Genomic DNA, 20,173 nt, shown 5'->3' with positions numbered 1-20,173 from the left:
ATCACTTGGTGAATAACATTCTTAACTCTGAAACCAGAGTAAGGTTCTGCCCGCTGCTGGAATAGCTGAAGGATAATGGGGAAATAATTCTGTTTATACTGGCAGCCCCAGCATGACCGACATTTTCATTTCCTACTCCCGCCGTGACAAGGCCTTTGTGCGGGCCCTCTGCCATGCCCTACAAGAGCGGGGGCATCATCTCTGGATTGATTGGGAAGGCATTCGCTCTAGCCTGCCATGGCGGGAGGAGATTGCCAATGGCATTCGGCAAGCCACTCGCTTGGTTTACATTTTGAGTCCAGATGCCATTGTTTCGGAGTATTGCCTTTGGGAAATTGAGCAGGCTCTGGAATACCACAAGAAGTTGATTCCTATTCTCTGTCGCGAGGTGAAGAGTACTGAAGTGCATCCCGAAATTGCTAATTTGCAATTTATCTCTTTCTGCGGCGAGGATGATTTTGTGACGGCCCTTGATAAGCTGGAGGGAGCAATTAGCGCTGACCTAGACTATGATCGCTTCTTTGCCCGCCTTACCCAGCGGGCCCAAGAATGGGTAGAGCGCGATCGCGCCGATGGCTGGCTGCGCGGGGCTGATCTAGAAGAAGCTGAAACCTGGCTGGCCAGCAGTACTGGCAAAGTTCCGGCTCCTACTACGCTGCACAAAGAGTATATTTTTGCCAGCCGCCAGGAGCGGCAGCAAGAACTAGAGCGCTGGCAAAGCCTTTATAAAACGGCTGAGCAGCGTCGGGTTGTTGCCGAGAAAAACGAAATCACCGCCTTTTGCAAATCCTCGGAAGCCTACTTTGCTCTTAACCGCCCTCTCGATTCATTGGTAGAAGCACTGCAAGCGGGTTGCCGCCTTCAGCAGGCTGACTGGCCGGGTGATGACTCAGTCCTCGAAACCCAAGTGATTACAGTGTTGCTACAGGCTCTCTATTGGGTACGAGAGCGCAATCGCCTGGAAGGGCACATTGGCACTGTCCGCAGCGTTGCCCTTAGTCCCGATGGACAATTGATTGCCACTGCTGGCCGTGACAAAACGGTTAAACTCTGGCGGTGCAGTGGTGAATGCCTAGCTACTCTCACCGGCCATCGCGATATGGTGCGGAGTGTCGACTTTCACCCAGCTGGCGATCGCCTGGTGTCAGCTAGTTGGGATGGCACCCTTCGCCTATGGTCAGTGGCAGGGGAATCTCTCGGTATTTTACAGGAGCATACCGATCGCGTTTACCAAGCTCAGTTTCATCCTCACGGTGGCTGGATTGCCTCTGCTGGTCGCGATGGCAGAGTATTGTTATGGAATGAAAACGGACGTTTTGTCCAAGAACTGGCAAATCATGGGGCTAAGCTGCAATGCCTGGCTTGGCATCCCAAGGGGCAACTGTTGGCGGTAGGCGGAGAAGATAACCGAGTTAAGCTTTGGTCCCTATCAGGAGAACTGCAAGCAGTTTTAGACGGCCACAATAGCCGGGTCAGCACCCTTTGCTTTGATGCCACAGGGCAGTACCTGGCCACAGGGGATCGTAGTGGTTTAATCAAGCTCTGGCAGGTGGATGGCATCCTGTTGCGAGACATAGTGGGCCATACTGACGAACTGCGGGGCTTACTATTTAGCCAGGATGGTCAGGTGCTAGCCTCAGCCGCTAGCGACCAGACTCTGCGAATTTGGAGTACTAACGGTAAAACCAAGTTCACCCTGACCGGCCATAATGGTCCAATCTTGTGCCTGGCCGGAGACCCTGACGCCAAATTGCTAGTGACTGGTGGTGGCGATGGTCTGGTCAAGCTTTGGCACTGGCAATCCTCTAGAGTGATTGATTGTCCTGTACAGACTATTTCCGTTAATGGCCTGGTGTTTTTACCTGGTGGTCAGGAGATTGCAGTAATTGGGCCACACAATCAGGTGCAGTTTTGGAGCCGTGATGGACAGCGGTTGCGCCAGTTTCCGCTACAGGAGCCCCAAACAACTCGGCTGGCGGTAAGCCCAAATGGTAAGTTTCTGGCTACGGCTAGCATCGGAACAATCAGCAAAATTTCCCTATGGACCCAGAAGGGCCAACTTCTTAGAACCTGGATTGCTCACCAGGGATGGATTCGGCAGCTTACCTTTAGTCCTGATAGCCAATTCATTGCCTCAACCGCCCATGAGTCGACAACCAAATTATGGACATTAGAGGGGACGCTCTATCAAGCGCTGCCTGTCAATTTAGGTAATACTGTCCAGTTTAGTCCCGATGGAGCGATGGTAGTGACAGGCAGCCGCGATCGTACCGTCCAGCTCTGGCAAGGGAACCAGTTGATGCAAACCTTGGCGGGGCATGCTGACGATATTTTAGATGTGACCTTTAGCCCCGATGGCAAATTTATTTTATCCGCCAGCGACGATCGTACGGCTCGGGTTTGGACCTTGGATGGCACCTTGTTAAAGACCCTCACAGGGCATACCAACGGTGTTCACTCTATTGCGGTGAACCCTGCAGGCAACCTGGTAGCGACTGGCAGCCGCGATGGCACATTTAAGCTCTGGACCTTAGAAGGACAATTGCTCACGACACAGAAAGCTGATACCGATCAGGTCACGACTGTGGCCTTTAGTCCAGACGGAAAGACTTTGGGCACCTTCGGGTCTAGCGGTCACCTGTTACTCTGGCAATTGGAAAGATTTGACAGTGGTTTACTGCGGCGCCTGGTGGAGCAGGGACTTGACTGGTGCCATGACTACTTACAAACGAATGGGCGTGGCCAACAACTTGGTCTGTAGTTTGCAAGTAGACCAACCAACCTAAGAAGATGGACATTTCTAAAGAAATATTGACGTTTGGGGAATTTCGGGGAACTAGAGAATGGCAGTTAGGGGCTAAGACGTTCACGATACAAAGCACTGTAGATTGTCCCTAGTCAGCGGACAGGCTCGGTTGCCTGCTCCGTGAAAAATCGGCGGAGTCGCTCTGCCACCCAACTCGGGTCTTCCAGCATTAGCCAGTGGCCATTATCGGGGCGATGTTGCACCTGTTGTGCCCCAAAGCGATCGGCAAACCGGGCCGGAATGTAAGGATCGCGATCGCCCCATAGCACCACCGCTGGTTTCTCCTGCAACACCATCTCCAGCTCATCCTCCCAGCCCTTAAACCTGGCCGGATCCATAGCTCGGTAGAACCGCAACACCATTCGCTGCATATCCGGGGTGATGTTGCGGTAAGTTTGCATAATTTGGGCTTTGGTCAGGCGGGGGTTTTGCTGTTGCATCACCGCAACAAAAGCGGCCTGGGTAAACAGGGACCAGCTCAATTCACCTAACAAAGGCGTGCGCCACACCCTGGCTATGGTGTGCCACGGGTAGTCGCTGCAGAAAATGGTATTCAAAATCCCCAGCCGCCCTACCCGCTGGGGAAACCGGGTTACCCAGGCCAGCCCAAAGGGACCGCCAATGTCATGTACCACCAGATTAACCGGCTCCGGCAAGTTCAGGCCATCCACCACCTGGTTCGTAAATTGGGCCAGATTCTCGAGGCTGATCTCCAGGCGATCGCCGGGCCCAGAGCCACCAAACCCTGGCAGGTCAATGGCAACACAGCGAAATTCAGACGCCATCCGCGCCATCACCGACTCCCACACCTGGGCTGAGTCAGGGTTGCCATGCAGGAAGAGCACAGACGGTCCTGAACCGCGATCGATCGCATTGATGGCCACCCCCTGGACGGAAATCATCACCGCATCCTTTGCTGTTTGGCTACAGGTATTTTCCCATCATCCCAATTCCCTGCCAGGGCGGACACACAGGTCCGCCCCTACGCCATCACCCCTACCTCCCCCATCCCTAACACTTCCTCACTCCCAATCACCCCTACCCTCCGGGAAGCCGCTATCGCGTCTACACCCCATCCACTCATCCACCCAGCCACTCAGCCACTCATCCACCCATCCACTCATCCACTCATCCACCCTACCCTGCGGGAAGTCGCTCCGCGTCTACCACTCCCCTACCCCATCACCTTGCTCGGGAAACACCGCCTCAAACTCCTCCACCGTGGGCTCCTGATAGGTGACCTGGTTCAGGTCGTGGCGAATGTTGGCGATGGTGTCATAGACCTGTTTGCGGGTGCGGTTGATCCCTCCCAGGGGGCGATGGGCAGGCAGGGCGTGCCAGGGGGTGTAGGACAGGTTTTCGCAAAATTCCGTCTGTGCTGGCGACTCAAAGGTTTGGGGCGGAATCGTGATCACCGCCACCTTGACCAGAGGGCTGCGCCAGCGCACCGTAGGGTCTTCCACCGGCATCTTCACCGGGTCGGTTTGCACCTGCACATAGAAATCAAAGCTAGCGGGGCGGCTGCTCAGGTGATCGCGCAGGGCGTCCCGCAGGTAATCGCGGGACCGAAAGCCCAACCGTCGCCAAAAGCCCCCCTCCCAGTTGTGGCGATGGGGAATGGCGGCATATTTAACGGCCTGATCCCCCAGGGCGTAGGGCACCATGCTCCAGTAGGGGGTTTCCAGGGGGCTGGTAATGGTGCGCAGGCGAATCGCCAGGGCAATCCACAGTTCTGTCCAGCGCCAGCGGAGAGGGTTCCAGCCAGTGATGAAAAAGCGCACGGGGTTACGGCTTTTAGTGCGCTCGATTTCACCAAAAAACGCCACATAGTCTTGGGCGTTCCGCACCGGAAAGACCGGGTGATCGACCACTAAAAAGTCGTGGGTCTGGGCTTCTTTTTCGTGCTCCAACACCTTTTCACCCGGTACCCCAAACAGCTTAATCGCCATGCCATGGGCATCCCCCTGGGCATCGTGCTTGACACTGAAGTTGGAATAGCGAATACACGCGGGCCACGATCGCCCCAGTTGACCAAACAGACCGACCTGCAGCGCCTCGGGTACATCCTCTAAGACCTGGAACCGACCCCGCACACAGCCGTGCCCCTTGGGGTGCTCCCCCCGTTTGACCGGGGGTTGGCGCTTGAGGATGCGATCGCTGATATCGGTCACCGCCTGAATGGCAGCGGTTTCGTTGGGGGGGATGTGTTCTTGGCCGAGTTGAGGCATTTGGGGGAGGTGGGGGTGTGGGAGTGGATGGGTGGTGGGGTGGATGGGTGGATGGGTGGTGGGGTGGTGGGGTGGTGGGGTGGTGGGGTGGTGGGGTGGTGGGGTGGTGGGGTGTAGATGCGGAGCGGCTTCCCGGAGGGTAGAGGTGGTGGCGTAGGGGCGGACCTGTGTGTCCGCCCTGGCGGGGAATTGGAACGATGGGGAAGTTTTGAATTTTGAATTTTGAATTTTGAATTTTGAACTCTTCCCTTTTCGTTTTTCGTTCTTCCCTCTTCGTTCTTCCCTCTTCGTTCTTCCCTTTTCGCTCTTCGTTCTTCGTACACACCTCAGGTGGTCAAGAACCGCAGGGCGCTGATGCTGGGCATAAAGAAATAGCCGCCGCCGGCCATACCGACAAAGCGGGGAATGTTGGTGGCTCGCTGGCGCACGGGGCAGCGGGGCATGGCAAAGAGGCCTTGACCATCGTCGTTGTCGCCAATGATCGGATCCTTTTCGTTGTAGAGGCCGTCAAACCGGGGATTGTTGGCCCAGGTTTGCTGCACAAACTCGAACTGGCGGCCAATGTCGACGTTAAAGCAAAAGAAATGTAGCCCCCGGGATTGCCCGTCGTCTTGGAGATCCACTGGAATTTGGCCCTGATCGAGGGGGTCTAGGGGGAAGAGGGGCTCGCCGAACAGACTGCCCCGGCGTAAAATTCGGTGACGGCTGGAGGTCATCAGCGAGCCTTGGCCTGGGGCATCCAGCAATGAGTCGCGGGGGTGGGTGCGGCGAATGTGGGCCCCCAGGGGGCAACCAAAGCCTTTGGCGTCGGTGGGCATATACAGGAAATTATTGGCGTTGGCCAGTTCGGGCTTGTCTTCCTCTGGGCTGAGGGTGAGGGGGGCACCGCTGGGCCAGCGGCCGACAAACTTGGAGGCGATCAGGTTCATCCCCTGGGGGTCAGGTTGGCCGTCGCTCCCCTGGGCCTGGCTGGCCATGTACTGCCAAAACCCGGCTACATCCTGGGGCAGTTTGCGATAGACCATGAAGCTGCCGTTGTGGCCAAGGTTTTTGAAGCCGGGCAACTCGGTGCCGGGGAAGCTGGGCAGCAGGTTGTCGGGGTCATCGCTGTTGGGGACGACGGGGGTCAGGGCAAAGATGCCGTAGCCATCGGGGTAGCCCAGCAAAAATTCCCCTGTGGCCACCACCTGGGCTGGATCATGGCCGGGGGTCTCTAGCCCTTTGATTTCCGGCTGAGAAACACTGTCGTTAAAGCCGAAGTGCTCTTTTTTAGACGGCAGGCGAAACCCGGTTTCGATGGCCACCACATCCAGGCCGGGGTTGTCGGCCAGCAGGGTCTGGCCGTAGGTGCGCAGCTGCTCGGGGCTCTGGCCGTGGAGCAGCACCATCAGGTGGATAGGGGCACCGTTATCGCCGCCAAATTCCCACTGGCTGGGGGCACTGTCGCCGGTATCGCCCAGAATTTCAGCCCGTTTAGGTTCGGCCATGCCTTCAATGAACTCGCGGGGGAAGGTACTCAGGGCTTTGTCCACCAGCCATAGGGTCCGCAGCCCATCATGGGTCAGGGCCAGGTTGAGGGTGAGATCGGGCTTGATGGTTTTGCCATTGGCGTCTTGGGGCCAGCGGCCAGCGGTGGTAACCGCGGGCAGGGTGCGTTTGAGCCAGTTTTTGGCGGCAACGGCGTCGGTCACCGTGAGCAACAGGTAGTAGGTGTAATACAGATGACCAAAACCGCTCAGGAGAATACCCTGAATATCCTCGCGGTCGGGGGGAGAAAGCTGGGTCATGGGGGGCTCCGGGTAGGGGCAGTTAGGGGCTAAAGTTTGGTCAGCCAGTCATCGAGGGCAGGGCGATCGAGCCCGTCGGCCAGGGGCTGCACAATGGCGCGATCGCGCAGAATGTTCACCACAGTCGTATCGGGGTAGGCCCGGTAGAAAACCTGGGAAGGCAGCTGCTGGTCGTTGCGGAAAAACTGCTTAAAGGCAAAGATATCCTGGGAGCCAGCCAGGGGATAGCCCTCCACATTGTTCCAAATCGAGTTGAGGCCATCGCTGGCCCGATCGGTAAAGTCCCCCAGGTAGTTGTCAAAGGAGCCGTCGTAGTGGGTAACAAACAGCAGGTGCTTGCCCCCGTCCACGATCGACCAGTGGGCAAAGTGAATACTGCGAATGTTGGATAAAGAGCCAGGGGGAAACAGATGGCGACCGGCAAAGTTAATCAGCAACAGCACAATTTTCAGCCGCAGCAGTCGGCCCCGTTTCACGGTCGAGAGCAAGTGCAGATGGTTGGTGCCGTGGACCACCTCGGGCTCGTTTAAGGTGCGAATGCGTTCATAGTCCACCTCAGCTCCGACATACTCGCCAATCAGCCGGGGCTGGTCCGGCGCCCCCAGAATGCCACCGACCTGGCGCAGGACCCAGAGAATAATCTGCTTAATCAAGTCACAGAGGCCGTTGAACACCTGTTCTATCATCTGCCAGGCTTGAAGCATCAGGACCCTAAACCCCTGCCAGATAGTACGGGGCTGTTTGAGACTCGTGAGGTCATCCAGTAGGGGCTTCAGGCCTGGATGGTCGACATAGTCGGCAATATCATCCAGGTCCAGCAACTGTTGCAGTTTTTGGCGGATGGCGCGGCGCTTGCGAATGCTGCCCACCGATTCCCCCTGTACGGCGACGTAAGACGCCTGAGCCTTGTAGGCATGGGCCTGAATAAATCGATTAAAATCCTGCCGACCTCGATAGCCGGTGCAGTGGTTCCACAGATCGTCTAAACCAGGGCTGAGGCGCACTAGTTCTTGCAAGTAATCTACCAGGGGGCCGTCATAGTTGCCGGTGAGCAGCAGCCGCAGGCCATGGTCGGGGTCGGTGATGATCGCCAGGCGCAAAAAGTGGGTGCGATCGCTTCTGGCAATCTGAAAATAAGCATTATTGGCCAGGTCAGCGGCGATCGCAGCCAACACCTGCCGCAAAGATGCCTCTTGACCTGGCTTAATTGGAACAATAACGGTCAACGGTTGATTGGCCACTCGCACCTCGGGGGCTAAGGGGACTGCCTAACATACCAGGGCCACCATACTTTAGGGCCTAACCTGTTTTACTGAGGGGTACCCAGGGCGTCAAGCCATCAAAAGTCCACCAATTTGCCCCAGAACGCCGGAATGCAGAGGCATTTAGCCCCTCAGCACTGATACAAATCGTTGGATCTCTTCAATAAATTCCATTTACAACATCCTTTCGTACACTAGAAAATAGAGAAACGGGGCTCTCTAATGAATACTCAGCTTGTAAATTCTATTGTTCAAGTCGTTCAGGCTTTACCCGCAGATGAGCAAACTGCCCTGTTGGCAGTACTAAATCGTCTCATTCAGCCGTCAGTTACCCCTCAGGCAGATAGGCCTGAACCAGCTACCGCCGAATCCAATGATGAGGCTTGGGCTATTTGGGAGTCCCTTGGCGACGATGCGATTCCTGGAACTTTAGACAATGTGTCTGTCTACCACGACTGTTACTTATACACTGGCGAGCAAGACGTTTGATCATCACTTCTCGCAAATGGGATTTATCCAGGTTGGGATGCCAACCTGAGAGGGTTGATGGTGTACAGGTAGAGAGATCCGCCTCAGCAAGCAGGCCCTAGCTTGGTATCCTAAGAAGCAGATAGGCGCAGTTTTGGGAATTGCGCCGCGATCGCGCTGTTAACCGTTCTTCTGCTAGTTATGGCCCCACCCGAGCGTAAATCGATTCTGCTGTCCTTTGAAAAGCCCCTGGTAGAGCTAGAAGCTCGCATTAGCCAGATTCGGGAGCTGGCCGAAGAAAACGATGTGGATGTTTCCACCCAGATTCGCCAACTGGAGTCTCGGGCCACCCATCTGCGCCAGGAAATTTTCTCCAACCTGACCCCAGCCCAGCGCCTACAAGTGGCTCGCCATCCGCGTCGGCCCAGCACCCTAGACTACATTCAGGCGATCACCGACGAGTGGATTGAGCTCCACGGCGATCGCGGTTCAGGCAAAGACGACCCAGCCCTGGTGGGGGGGGTGGCTCGGCTGGAAGGACGCCCGGTGGTGATTTTGGGTCACCAGAAGGGGCGCGACACCAAAGACAACGTGGCCCGCAACTTTGGCATGGCCTCCCCAGGGGGCTACCGCAAAGCCATGCGACTGATGCGCCATGCCGATCGGTTTTCAATGCCAATCATTACCTTTATTGATACCCCAGGGGCATTCCCCGGGTTTGAGGCCGAAGAAATGGGCCAGGGGGAAGCGATCGCCTATAACCTGCGGGAGATGTTTGGCCTGCAAGTACCGATTATCTGCACCATCATTGGCGAAGGCGGCTCTGGCGGTGCCCTGGGCATTGGGGTTGGCGATCGGCTGATGATGTTCGAGCACTCCGTCTACACCGTAGCCAGTCCCGAAGCCTGCGCTGCCATTCTCTGGAAGGATGCGGCCCGTTCTGCGGAAGCAGCCGAGGCCCTCAAAATCACCTCCTGGGACCTGAAGCAATTGGGCATTTTGGACGAGTTACTGCCTGAGCCGGTGGGGGGTGCCCATTCCGACCCGCTCCAGGCCGCAGACACCCTCAAGCAGGCCATCCTGCGTCACCTGACCGAGCTGTCTGCCATGACAGCGGAGTCTCGGCAGCAGCTAAGGTACCAAAAGTACCGGGAAATTGGTGTTTTTGCCGAAACAGCAGCCTAGGGGGTGATTACGACATAGGCCTATGAGCGAGCTAAATATGGCCCTGCTTAATTTGGCATTAATGTGTCAAATCCATTCCAGAGCTAAGCTAAAGGTATGCCATCAAAGATCCTAATCCCAGATCAAGACCTGCACCAGGTGACCCCATGGGGCTACCCCATAGCCTGGGTAAAAGACTCGCAAGGGCATCCCCTAGGTAAGATCCTGGGCAAAAAATCAAGTTGGTTCTCAGAATCCCCGAAAGTTCGTTACATTTGTTAACATATCAAAGGCATATGTCTACAATCGCCAACCCTCCCGGGGCCATCGCCCCAACTCCTCCGGGCTTGGCGGCAGGTCTTCAGTTTTTGTTGGTAGTTGGTATTCAGCATTGGATAAATCCATGTCCCCCGACCAGCCGCGTCGTGCTCTGATTACTGGAGCGAGTCGCGGTATCGGCAAAGCAACAACCCTGGCTTTAGCCCAAGCCGGGTTTGATGTCGCTTTGGTCAGTCGTTCCTTAGAAACCCTTAGGCCCGTCCTGGACGAGCTGCAAGATTTTGGGGTCACAGCCCGAGCTTATCCCCTCGATCTGACTCAGTTAGAGGGAATTCAGGCCACTTTCGCCGATATTGTGGCCGACTTTGGCACCCCCACGGTGATGATTAATAGTGCGGGTATGGGGTATACCGGCCCCTTGGCCACCATGCCCCTTGATCACTGGCGTCAGGTCATAGACCTGAACTTGACCAGTGTACTGCTATGTATTCAAGCCGTCCTACCGGCTATGCGAGCCATTGGCGGTGGCACCATTGTTAACCTGGCTTCCATCGCCGCTAAATCCGCTTTCCCCGATTGGGGGGCCTACACGGTGAGCAAAGCTGGCCTTGTGGCCCTAACCCGGGTGTTAGCCGCAGAAGAACAGCCCCATGGTATCCGGGTGGTTACGGTTTCCCCTGGCGCGGTCAACACCCCCCTTTGGGATACCGACACGGTTCACGCCGACTTCGATCGCAGCCAAATGCTGACCCCCGAGATTGTGGCTGAAACCATTCTCCACACGGTGCTATTGCCCACCCAGGCCGTAATCGAAGACATCACCCTAATGCCCAGTGGCGGAGCCCTATAGCCCACTGGATCACTGAGTTTCGAGTGTCAAGCGTTCTGACCACCTCCCAGAGGGGTCTCAGTTTTGTTGAATATCTGGAGTTTTGACTATCCCTATGACTATCGCATCTTCAAACAGCGTCAACGATAAATCGTCCACCAACGGTAGCAGCCCCAAGGGCAATATCAACGGGGGCAATGGCCAAGGGGCGTCTACCATTCGCCCCGATCGCACCCACAGCTATCGGTCTGATGCTGATCAGTACCCCATTCCTGACAATAGCTACGAAGACATGACCGACGCCGTGCGCACCATGTTGCTGTCGGTGGGGGAAGATCCGGATCGCGAAGGCTTACTCAAGACCCCTAAACGGGTAGCCGAAGCCATGCGATTTCTCACCAGCGGCTACCAGCAGTCCCTGGACGAACTGGTGAACGGAGCCATTTTTGACGAAGGTCACAACGAAATGGTGCTGGTGCGCGACATCAACCTATTTAGCATGTGCGAGCACCACATGTTGCCCTTCATGGGGCGCGCCCATGTGGCCTACATCCCGAATCAGCGGGTGGTGGGGCTGAGCAAGCTAGCCCGCATCGTGGAAATGTACTCCCGCCGTTTGCAGGTGCAAGAGCGCCTTAACCGCCAGATTGCCGAGGCGATTCAAGAAATCCTCGACCCCCAAGGGGTGGCTGTGGTGGTGGAAGCCAGCCACATGTGCATGGTCATGCGCGGGGTGCAAAAACCTGGCTCCTGGACTGTAACCAGCGCCATGTTAGGGGTGTTTCAGGAAGACCAAAAGACCCGGGACGAGTTCCTCAGCCTGATTCGCCACCAGCCTTCCTTTTTCTAGGGGCTGTCCCCATCTCCCCATCTCCCCATCTCCCCATCCCCCCACAGGATGGGGAGAATTTTTTATTTAAACCAGGTCCAAGTCCAGACCTAGAGTTCTGCCTGTGGGAAAACTCCAGATTCCGAGCTGGACTTGGTATATAGCATCCATGGCACCTTAGCCTGGTGGTCCATGGATGAGCATCAGTGCTTCCCTTAAATCGCTACTATTGGAGAAAGCTGGAGAAAGGCAACGGATCAAGGCTATGGCACAGAAACACACCCGACCAGGCTGGCTGCAACGAGTGAGGCATTGGCCCCAACGGGGTGATCGGTGGCGCTGGTCATGGCTAGCGGTGCTGATGGCGGTCATGGTCATCCTGCCGACCACGGGCTGTAACCTGGACCAGTTCGCTCGGGCTGAGGCCGACGTGCCCCGCCTGGTATCCAGCGTGCTCAGCGACCCCAAGACCTTTAACCCAATTTTGAGCCAAGAGTCCCCCAATATCTTTTCCTTCACCTTTGAGGGGCTGACCACCACCGATGCCATTACTGGCGACACCGTACCTGCCCTGGCCGAAAGCTGGGAGATGTCAGAGGATGGCCAAACCCTGGTGTTTACCCTGCGAGAAGGGTTGCGCTGGTCCGATGGGGAGCCCCTGACCGCTGCCGATGTGGTGTTTACCTACGATGTGCTGTTTAACCCGGATATCCCGACCAACAGTCGAGATGGCTTCCGGATTGGCACTCAAGGGCTGCTGCCCTCGGTCACCCAGCTCGACGATCGCCGGGTGCAATTTTCCCTGCCGGAACCGTTTGCCCCGATGCTGCGCAACACTGCCCTGGATATTATTCCGGAACACATTCTGCGATCGGCGGTAGAAACCACCGATGCCCAGGGGAATCCACTATTTTTGTCCACCTGGGGGACGGATACCCCACCCACCCAAATCATTGGCAATGGGCCGTATCGCTTAGCGCGCTATGTGCCGGGGGAACGGGTGATTTTTGAGCGCAACCCCTACTATTGGCGCCAAGATGACCAGGGCAATCCCCAGCCCTATGTGGAGCAGGTGGTTTGGCAGGTGATTGGCTCCACTGACAACGCCTTTTTGCAGTTTCGCTCTGGGGGACTCGATCTGGTGGCAGTCCAGCCCGACTTTTTCTCACTACTAAAGCGGGAGGAAGATCGAGGCGACTTTTCGATCTTTGAGGGAGGGCCTAGCCTGGGCACCAATTTCTTTGCCTTTAATCTGAACCAGGCCAGCCGAAATGGTAGACCGCTGGTGGATCCGGTGCGATCGCGTTGGTTTAACTCCGTCGCCTTTCGCCAGGCCGTCTCCTATGGGATCGATCGCGACACCATGGTGAACAACATTTTCCAGGGCCTGGGTGAACCCCAAACCTCGCCGATTTCTGTGCCCAGTCCCTACTATGCCCCCCCCGAGATGGGCGTTCGCACCTACGACTACGACCCGGAAAAAGCCAGGGAACTGCTCCTTGCTGATGGGTTTGAGTACAACGCAGCCGGTCAACTGGTGGATGACGCCGGCAACCGGGTGCGGTTTACCCTGATCACCAACTCTGGCAACAAAATTCGGGAGTCAATTGGGGCACAAATTCGCAATGACCTGGAAAAAATCGGCATTCAGGTCGACTTTCAGCCCCTGGCCTTTAATGCCCTGGTGGATCGGCTCACCGATAGCCTGGAGTGGGAAGCCCTGGTGCTGGGCTTAACCGGTGGTGTCGAACCCAATGGCGGGGCCAATGTTTGGCTGCTGGATGGGGCCCTCCATGCCTTTAACCAGCAGGCCGCCCCCGGGTCTGACCCCCTGGAGGGTTGGCAGGCAGCCGATTGGGAAACCCGGATTGCTGACCTCTACATTCAGGCGGCCCAGGAGGTGGATGAAGAGCGACGGTTTGAGTTGTACAAAGAAACCCAGCAATTGACCCAGGAGTATCTGCCCTTCATTTACCTGATCAACAACCTGTCATTGACCGCCGTGCGCAACCGGGTGGACGGGGTTAAATACACTGCCCTAGGAGGGGCTCTGTGGAATATCTATGAACTGACAGTGGACTAGAAGGAGGAAGAACGTAGGGCGTAGCCCGTGCGTAGCAGAAGGAAAAAGACATGCGACTTCGCTCAGCCCTCGTTCATTGAAGGGTGAGCGAAGTCGTTCATACAATGTCTTCCGAAGGAAGAACAAAACTGTCCACCGGTTATGCCATTAACTGGCAGATCCCCTAGGCGCAGCAAGGGGACGGGGTGGTGGTTTCAGGGAGGATGTTCTGCTCGGGGGTGGTGTCGGCTACGGTGACCACAAAAATTTCCCAGCGGGTGCCGTCGGGGTCAGTGACCCAAACCTTATCTTGTATGGCGTAGCAGCAGTCGGTGTTGTGCTCTTCAAAGGTGGCGAGTCCCTGGGCCTTAAACCGCGCGATCGCCGATTTTACGGCCGCCTGACTATCCACCTGAATCCCCAGGTGAGATAAGGTGCCTCGGTCAACCACCGTGTTGCTGGCATTGAGGGTGAGGTTAAGACCGGGGTTATCCAGGTCAAACTTGGCGTAGTCGGGCTTGTACTTGACAGGGGCTAGATCAAACAACACCTGGTAAAAAGCGACAGAGCGCGGTAGGTCAGCTACCTGAAGGGCAATGTGGGTTTTGAACTTAGTCATGGATTTTCCTTTTATTTTTCTAGAATCATCGAAATTTAGAATATGAACCATTGCTTGGTTTGGGGCCGGGTAGCCGCTAGACCCCGCCAGGGTCGTCACAACAGGCAGGGCGGAGCTCGCCGTCCTCCAGCACCAGCACTGAATTGCGGGTACAGCACTCCTCATAGAGGAATGCCATCAGCTGCCCTAGGGTATCTGATCGCACGCTATACCGAATCCACTGCCGATCTTTGGTCGACTCTACGACTCCCACCTGGCGCAATTTGTCCAGGTGGTGAGACAGGGTGGCGGGGGCAATGCCCAACTCCTGCTGAATTTCCCCTGCGGGTAGCCCGTCAGGATAAGCGGCCAACAGCAATCGGACGATCCTGAGCCGCGAAGGTTGCCCTAGGGCGGCGAAAGTGGCGGCAATAGCCTCAACGGTTTTGGGCGTTGGGGCTGAGGATGAGACCTGTATTTCCATGTTTATAGAATCACCGAATCGCCTGGTCTTGTCAAGGGTGAGACTTGACGCAATAGTTTGCCGTAGGCCGTAAACTTGGATTGTTGGCTAAGGTTAGGGTCGGCGATGCACGCATTAGAAGACCTGATTATTTATCTGGCAGACTCTCTACGCATTGTGCTGGAGGGCATTGCCGTCCTGTGTATTCTGACTGGACTGGTGACTACCCTGCAGTTGGCGGTTCGGCAGCGCTGGAAGCGATCGCGGCAGGGGTTGAAATCTTTCTGGGATCCAGAGCTATCCCTGGCCAGAATTCGACTGAACTTTGGGGTCTGGCTGTCCATGGCCTTGGAATTTCAGCTGGGGGCCGATATCGTCAATACCAGCGTTGCCCCCTCTTTGGAGGCGTTGGGCAAACTGGCGTTGCTGGCAGTAATTCGGACATTTTTGAACTTCTTCTTGGCCCGGGAAATTAGCGCCGAACGCAATACCCTAAACCATGCGCAGCAGGTAGCTGCCTCCCCAGACTCGGCTCTTTAAAGACTGTTAAATGCTTCTGTGGCGTCGAGCAGGGCACTGGTGATGCCCGGTTCCATGGCAGAGTGGCCTGCGTTTTGCACCATCACAAACTTAGCCTCAGGCCAGGCTCGGTGGAGTTCCCAGGCGGTGGTGGCGGGGCAGACGACATCGTAACGCCCCTGCACAATCACCCCAGGGATATGGCGGATGCGGTCCACCTGGCGTAGTAGTTGGTCATCCTGTTCGAAGAAGCCGCCATTGATAAAGTAGTGGCATTCGATCCGCGCAAAGGCCACAGCAAACTCATCTTCGCCAAAATAAGCCATCAGGTCTGGGTCTTGAATCAGTTTGCTGGTGCTAGCTTCCCAGACTGACCAAGCCTGGGCGGCGGCGAGTCGAATGGCGGCATCCTCACTGGTCAGGCGGCGGTAATAGGCGGCAATCAAATCGTCACGTTCATCCAGCGGAATGGGGGCCAAGTAGTGTTCCCAGGCATCGGGGTAGAGGTAGCTGGCCCCCTCTTGATAAAACCAGCGAATTTCCCGCTGTCGCAGGGTGAAAATACCGCGCAAAATCAGGCCAGCACAGCGATCGGGGTAGGTTTGGGCGTAGGCCAGGGCCAGGGTGCTGCCCCAACTGCCGCCAAAGACGATCCAGCGATCGATGCCTAGATGTATTCGAATGGCTTCAATATCATTCACCAACGCCCAGGTGGTATTGTCCTGCAACTCAGCGTGAGGCCGACTGCGGCCACAGCCCCGCTGGTCAAATAAAATCACCCGCCAGGCTTGGGGGTCAAAAAACTGGCGATATACCGGGTTAATGCCGCCCCCCGGTCCCCCATGGAGAAAAACCACTGGCTTTCCCTGGGGATTGCCAACCTCCTCCAGGTAAAGCTGATGGCGCTCCGAGACCGATAGATATTCAGTGCGATAGGGCTCGATGGGGGGATAAAGCTGACGCATGGAACCGTAAGGATAGGCATGGCACATAGTCTGCCATACTGGATGGCCATCAGCCTACTCGCGCACCATCACCTGGGGCGCCGGGGCAGGATGATCGCTGTTGGCCGCAGGCGATAAGCGCCGTCGATACCCCTGCCTTGCTTCTGGCGGCACCGGGGCTTCGGGGGGAGGCCATAACTCGATCCCAGGGGCTGACTCTAGCGCCTGGGACTGGGCTTTACCACGCGCCACTCTCCGGTTTCAGGGTCCCGCTGGCTGACGAATGGATTTGTTTTCAGGGGTTTTTGACAGGGAGTAGCCATGAACGTAGCGTCCTTACGCGTTATGCTCATGGTAAGAATTGACACATAGACTACGGGTGACCCAACCCCTGTAGCCAGCGTGATTAAGGCTGCTGACCATTGTGATCAAAATCACAGTAGCCTAAGTGTTAAGGCGGAAAGCTCCTGTGTACCCATAGCTCTTCCTGCCGCCCTCCGCCCTTCTGTACTAGTACCCAGCCCAGCGAAAAACTTCGGGGAGAACGCTGCGGTTTGCGATTTTTGCGCTAACATCCACATGACATCAGCGGAATAGATGAGCAAGCCTGGGCATTGTAGCCAGGATGGGTTTTATGTTGTCTTGCACCCATGCTCAGTCGGCAGGGTTCACGCTTAGTTTCCCTGCAACTGACGGGGGCGTTTGGTGAGATATTGGGCAGGAGGCATGATGGAAAAACACTATCAATTAAGTCGATCAATCGGCAGTTGCAATGTCCTGAGGACCGTCCTGGGGATGACTGGGATCGCTCTGACCACTGGGCTGTTGGTCAGTAGTCAGGCGATCGCTCAAAACTTTGATGCCGTTCCCCCACTCCCGGCTGGGGCGGTACCGGTACCGGGTGCTGGGCAACAGCCCCCCGGCGGGCAGCAATATATTGTGGTGGTCAACGGTAACAGTGCGGCCATGCTGGACCAGGTACGGATGGTGGAGCCAACGGCCTTCGTGAGCACGTTTCAGGGGCGATCCGTGATCCAGGCTGGGCGCTTTAACCAATCCAGCAATGCTCAACAGCGCCTAGCAGAGCTAAATGCTTTGGGATTGAATGCCGAAATGGCTCAGGTGGCCGCCGCTACCCCATCCTTTGCCCAGGGGCCAGGGCTACCGTCCAACGTCTATGCTGCCAATGGCGAGCTGCCCCCCCTACCCACAGCGGCAATGCCGCCAGTGGCCGAAGGCACCACCTCGTCGTTGCCCCAGGTACCTGCACTACCGCCAGTCACCAGTACCGCTCAGGCTCCGCCGACAGCGGGGAATGTGGAATTTGGTCAGCAATTGGTGCCCCCGACCACCCCACCAGCCCATGGCAACAACACCACGACCCTTGTGCCCCCCCCCAGTGGTACCCCGCCCCAGGTGGCTGGGGCCGTGGTTCATGCCCCCTACTATGTGATCATTCCAACGGATACCAATCATTTATCGACCCTCAGCAATCAGGTGGTGCAGCTAGGAACACCGGCGGATCGGGTCCAGCAGCGGACCTCCCCTCGGGGACCCCATGTGGCGGTAGGGCCGTTTAGCGATCGCGGCTTAGCCAACCGTTGGAATGACTTTTACCGCCAGGCGGGTATTCCCAATTCCCGCGTCCACTTCGATCGCTAGTTCAGCCGCTAGTTAAGCGTCTATGGCCTCTTCTCCCTGGCCACGAGCCAATCCCCCTGCGGTGGTGGTGACCGCCGCCGAAATGCAGGCCATCGAGGGTCAGGTGTTTGAATCTGGCATGCCCGTTGCTGCTTTGATGGAAAAAGTGGCGGGTTTGATTGCGGGCTGGATCAGAGTGGCCTATCCCCCTGCTACCTACCCTCGGGTGGGGGTATTGGTGGGGCCAGGACACAACGGCGGCGACGCCCTGGTCGTCGCCCGGGAACTGTGTTTTCGCGGCTACCAAGTTCGGATATGTAGTCCCTTCAGCCGTCATAAGCCTTTGACCACCGACCATTTGCGGTTTGCCCAGCATTTGGCAATTCCGGTAGGACAGACCCTGGCGGCTTTGGGGGATTGTGACCTGCTGATTGACGGGCTGTTTGGCTTTGGCCTGGAACGGCCCCTGACTGGGGATTTAGCCCATCTGGTCGAGGCCGTCAATGCTGACCCGACCCCAGTGGTCAGTATTGACTTGCCCTCCGGGTTGGACACGGACACGGGGGCGATGCTGGGTAGCGCCCTGCGAGCAACCCATACCCTCTGTCTGGGGTTATGGAAGCGAGCCTTTTGCCAGGATGCCGCCCTGCGGTACCTGGGCCAGGCCCATTTAATTGATTTTGGCATCACAGAGGATGCGATCGCGGCTGGGTTAGGGCCAAAGCCCTGGGTACAACGGCTCACCGCTGCCATTGCGCTGGACCGGCTGCCCCTCCCCCGCCGCCCCGATGCTCACAAGTATCGCGTCGGACACCTGCTGCTGGTGGCTGGATCGCGCCAATACGCAGGAGCTGCTCTGTTGGCGGGGTTGGGGGCTAGAGCCAGCGGCGTCGGTATGGTTACCCTGGCGGTGCCCGAGTCCCTGCGGCTGATGGTGGTGGCCCAGCTGCCCGAAGCATTGGTGGTGGGCTGCCCCGAGTCTCCAACCGGGGCGATCGCCTCTCTGCCCGCCGATCTAGATCTGAATCGCTACGATGCGATCGCATTGGGGCCTGGTCTTTCCAAAGCCGCCAGTGCCCCCCTCGAGGCGGCCCTCGCCAGCCCCAGCCCCCTGCTGCTGGATGCCGATGGCCTGAATCTGCTAGCGGATCGTAATCCTATCAACACCTTGGCCAGTCGCCCTGGCCCCACCCTGCTCACCCCCCACAGGGGGGAATTTAAGCGCCTGTTTCCCACCATCCTTGGGGACACCGCCGATGCTGGAGCCGCCGCCCAGGCCGCTGCCGCCCAAAGTCAAGCGGTGGTGTTGCTAAAGGGGGCCTGTACCGCGATCGCGGCCCCCGATGGCCAGCTCTGGTATGGTCCCCCCAGTACCCCTGCCCTGGCCCGAGGTGGCAGTGGTGACGTGCTTACGGGCCTGACCGGGGGGCTACTGGCCCAGCACCAAGCCATGGCCCCAAAACCTGGCACCGAGGCGGTGCTGAATGCAGCTCTGGCCGGTACCTGGTGGCATGCCCGAGCCGGCACCCTGGCTGCCGCAGAGCGCACCCAACTGGGGGTAGACCCCACCCAACTGGCCCACCATCTGGCCCCCGCCCTGGCCCAGGAGCTAGCCCCATGAGCCTGCCCTGCCTTTGGCTGATGCTAGAGACCAGACCAGCCCCGGCCGCCCCCGCCTGGCTGCCTGAGCTGCCCGCCGACTTTGCCCAGGGTATGACCCTACTGCTTTACCTGCTAGGTCTCATGTGGGCACTGGCTCTGGTTGACCTGCTCTTATTTCGGCGAGTGTTGAATCACCTCAGCATTCAGCCCCGGCGGCTGCAAGGACTGCCCGGCATCGTCCTGGCGCCCCTACTGCACGGCGACTTCGGGCATCTAATCACCAATACTGGCCCCCTGGCCATTCTCGGCACCCTGATTTTGTTTCAAGGTCTAGAGGTATGGGGCTGGGTGACCGGGTTTTGCTGGTTGTTTAGCGGCATTGGAATTTGGCTGCTGGGCCGTCCCCATACCAAGCACCTGGGGGCCAGTGGCGTCGCCTTTGGCTACCTGGGTTACCTGCTGTTGCGGGGATACTTCCAACGCAGCCTGCCCACCCTGGCGGTGTCAGTGTTGGTGGGGGTCGTCTATGGCGGCGTTCTGTGGGGCCTGTTACCCCTGCAGCGAGGTAAGTCATGGGTGGGCCACAGTGTCGGCTTTTTAGGCGGCGTCCTGGTGGCCCGCGATTTAGAGCTGATGCTGGAATGGTGGCGGAATAATTCGGGGTTTTGAGGGGGGGATGGGGGGATGGGGGG

Annotated in this window: 17 protein-coding genes; 9 read left to right on the top strand and 8 right to left on the bottom strand. The window is 57.3% G+C overall.

The genetic code is table 11. The features are described from left to right. Positions 1 to 112: 112 nt before the first annotated feature. Positions 113 to 2,761 (top strand): TIR domain-containing protein, encoded by a 2,649-nt coding sequence (locus E1H13_RS19515; RefSeq protein WP_169615760.1) that lies wholly within the window; start codon positions 113 to 115, stop codon positions 2,759 to 2,761. A 137-nt stretch (positions 2,762 to 2,898) separates the two neighbouring features. Here the strand turns inward: E1H13_RS19515 and E1H13_RS19510 are convergent, their stop codons facing one another. The 4 genes from E1H13_RS19510 to E1H13_RS19495 all read right to left on the bottom strand — a co-directional run bounded on the left by E1H13_RS19510 (position 2,899) and on the right by E1H13_RS19495 (position 8,062). After that, positions 2,899 to 3,708: an alpha/beta hydrolase gene (locus tag E1H13_RS19510; protein WP_169615758.1), complete on the bottom strand. Its 810-nt coding sequence runs from the start codon at positions 3,706 to 3,708 to the stop codon at positions 2,899 to 2,901. A 261-nt stretch (positions 3,709 to 3,969) separates the two neighbouring features. After that, positions 3,970 to 5,034, bottom strand: a complete 1,065-nt coding sequence (locus E1H13_RS19505) for a catalase family protein (RefSeq protein WP_169615756.1) — start codon at positions 5,032 to 5,034, stop codon at positions 3,970 to 3,972. Between the two features lie 326 nt (positions 5,035 to 5,360). After that, entirely contained in the window at positions 5,361 to 6,821 is a 1,461-nt protein-coding gene (locus E1H13_RS19500; protein ID WP_169615754.1) for a peroxidase, read from the bottom strand. 29 nt (positions 6,822 to 6,850) lie between these two features. Then, positions 6,851 to 8,062: a hypothetical protein gene (locus E1H13_RS19495; RefSeq protein WP_169615752.1), complete on the bottom strand. Its 1,212-nt coding sequence runs from the start codon at positions 8,060 to 8,062 to the stop codon at positions 6,851 to 6,853. 690 nt (positions 8,063 to 8,752) lie between these two features. Between E1H13_RS19495 and accA the strand changes: the two genes are divergently transcribed. The 4 genes from accA (at position 8,753) to E1H13_RS19475 (ending at position 13,735) form a co-directional block, all read left to right on the top strand. Then, positions 8,753 to 9,736 carry an acetyl-CoA carboxylase carboxyl transferase subunit alpha gene (gene accA, locus E1H13_RS19490; RefSeq protein WP_169615750.1) on the top strand — a complete coding sequence of 328 codons (984 nt, stop codon included), beginning with the start codon at positions 8,753 to 8,755 and terminating at the stop codon, positions 9,734 to 9,736. Positions 9,737 to 10,118: 382 nt separating this feature from the next. Then, positions 10,119 to 10,844, top strand: a complete 726-nt coding sequence (locus tag E1H13_RS19485; protein WP_169615748.1) for an SDR family oxidoreductase — start codon at positions 10,119 to 10,121, stop codon at positions 10,842 to 10,844. Between the two features lie 94 nt (positions 10,845 to 10,938). Then, positions 10,939 to 11,673, top strand: a complete 735-nt coding sequence (folE, locus tag E1H13_RS19480; protein WP_169615746.1) for a GTP cyclohydrolase I FolE — start codon at positions 10,939 to 10,941, stop codon at positions 11,671 to 11,673. 349 nt (positions 11,674 to 12,022) lie between these two features. After that, positions 12,023 to 13,735, top strand: a complete 1,713-nt coding sequence (locus E1H13_RS19475; RefSeq protein WP_278002532.1) for an ABC transporter substrate-binding protein — start codon at positions 12,023 to 12,025, stop codon at positions 13,733 to 13,735. 163 nt (positions 13,736 to 13,898) lie between these two features. On the opposite strand, the gene E1H13_RS19470 is transcribed toward E1H13_RS19475, so the two are convergent. Beyond that, positions 13,899 to 14,333 (bottom strand): ArsI/CadI family heavy metal resistance metalloenzyme, encoded by a 435-nt coding sequence (locus E1H13_RS19470; RefSeq protein ID WP_169615744.1) that lies wholly within the window; start codon positions 14,331 to 14,333, stop codon positions 13,899 to 13,901. A gap of 76 nt (positions 14,334 to 14,409) precedes the next feature. Next, complete coding sequence (locus E1H13_RS19465) at positions 14,410 to 14,796, bottom strand: metalloregulator ArsR/SmtB family transcription factor (protein ID WP_169615742.1); 387 nt, start codon at positions 14,794 to 14,796, stop codon at positions 14,410 to 14,412. A 105-nt stretch (positions 14,797 to 14,901) separates the two neighbouring features. Between E1H13_RS19465 and E1H13_RS19460 the strand changes: the two genes are divergently transcribed. Continuing rightward, positions 14,902 to 15,315, top strand: coding sequence for a DUF1622 domain-containing protein (locus E1H13_RS19460; protein ID WP_169615740.1), 414 nt, complete (start codon positions 14,902 to 14,904; stop codon positions 15,313 to 15,315). Here E1H13_RS19460 and pip read toward each other — a convergent pair. Together pip and E1H13_RS19450 are read right to left on the bottom strand one after the other, a co-directional pair. Next, positions 15,312 to 16,259, bottom strand: a complete 948-nt coding sequence (gene pip, locus E1H13_RS19455) for a prolyl aminopeptidase (RefSeq protein WP_169615739.1) — start codon at positions 16,257 to 16,259, stop codon at positions 15,312 to 15,314. The two genes, E1H13_RS19460 and pip, sit on opposite strands and share 4 nt — an antisense overlap. Positions 16,260 to 16,313: 54 nt before the next feature. After that, positions 16,314 to 16,490, bottom strand: a complete 177-nt coding sequence (locus E1H13_RS19450; RefSeq protein WP_169615737.1) for a hypothetical protein — start codon at positions 16,488 to 16,490, stop codon at positions 16,314 to 16,316. A 543-nt stretch (positions 16,491 to 17,033) separates the two neighbouring features. Between E1H13_RS19450 and E1H13_RS19445 the strand changes: the two genes are divergently transcribed. The 3 genes from E1H13_RS19445 to E1H13_RS19435 are packed head-to-tail and all read left to right on the top strand — an operon-like array spanning position 17,034 to position 20,150. Further along, the gene (locus tag E1H13_RS19445) at positions 17,034 to 17,900 is read left to right on the top strand and encodes a hypothetical protein (RefSeq protein WP_169615735.1); all 867 of its coding nucleotides are present in this window, start codon (positions 17,034 to 17,036) and stop codon (positions 17,898 to 17,900) included. A gap of 22 nt (positions 17,901 to 17,922) precedes the next feature. Beyond that, entirely contained in the window at positions 17,923 to 19,500 is a 1,578-nt protein-coding gene (locus E1H13_RS19440) for an NAD(P)H-hydrate dehydratase (protein ID WP_169615733.1), read from the top strand. Further along, a complete protein-coding gene (locus E1H13_RS19435; RefSeq protein WP_240966734.1) occupies positions 19,497 to 20,150 on the top strand; it encodes a rhomboid family intramembrane serine protease in 654 nt (217 codons plus the stop codon). The genes E1H13_RS19440 and E1H13_RS19435 overlap by 4 nt, the downstream gene beginning before the upstream one ends. Positions 20,151 to 20,173 lie beyond the last annotated feature (23 nt).

Source organism: Nodosilinea sp. P-1105 (assembly GCF_012911975.1).
Classification (GTDB): domain Bacteria; phylum Cyanobacteriota; class Cyanobacteriia; order Phormidesmidales; family Phormidesmidaceae; genus Nodosilinea.
This window is presented reverse-complemented; position numbering and strand designations above follow the sequence as displayed.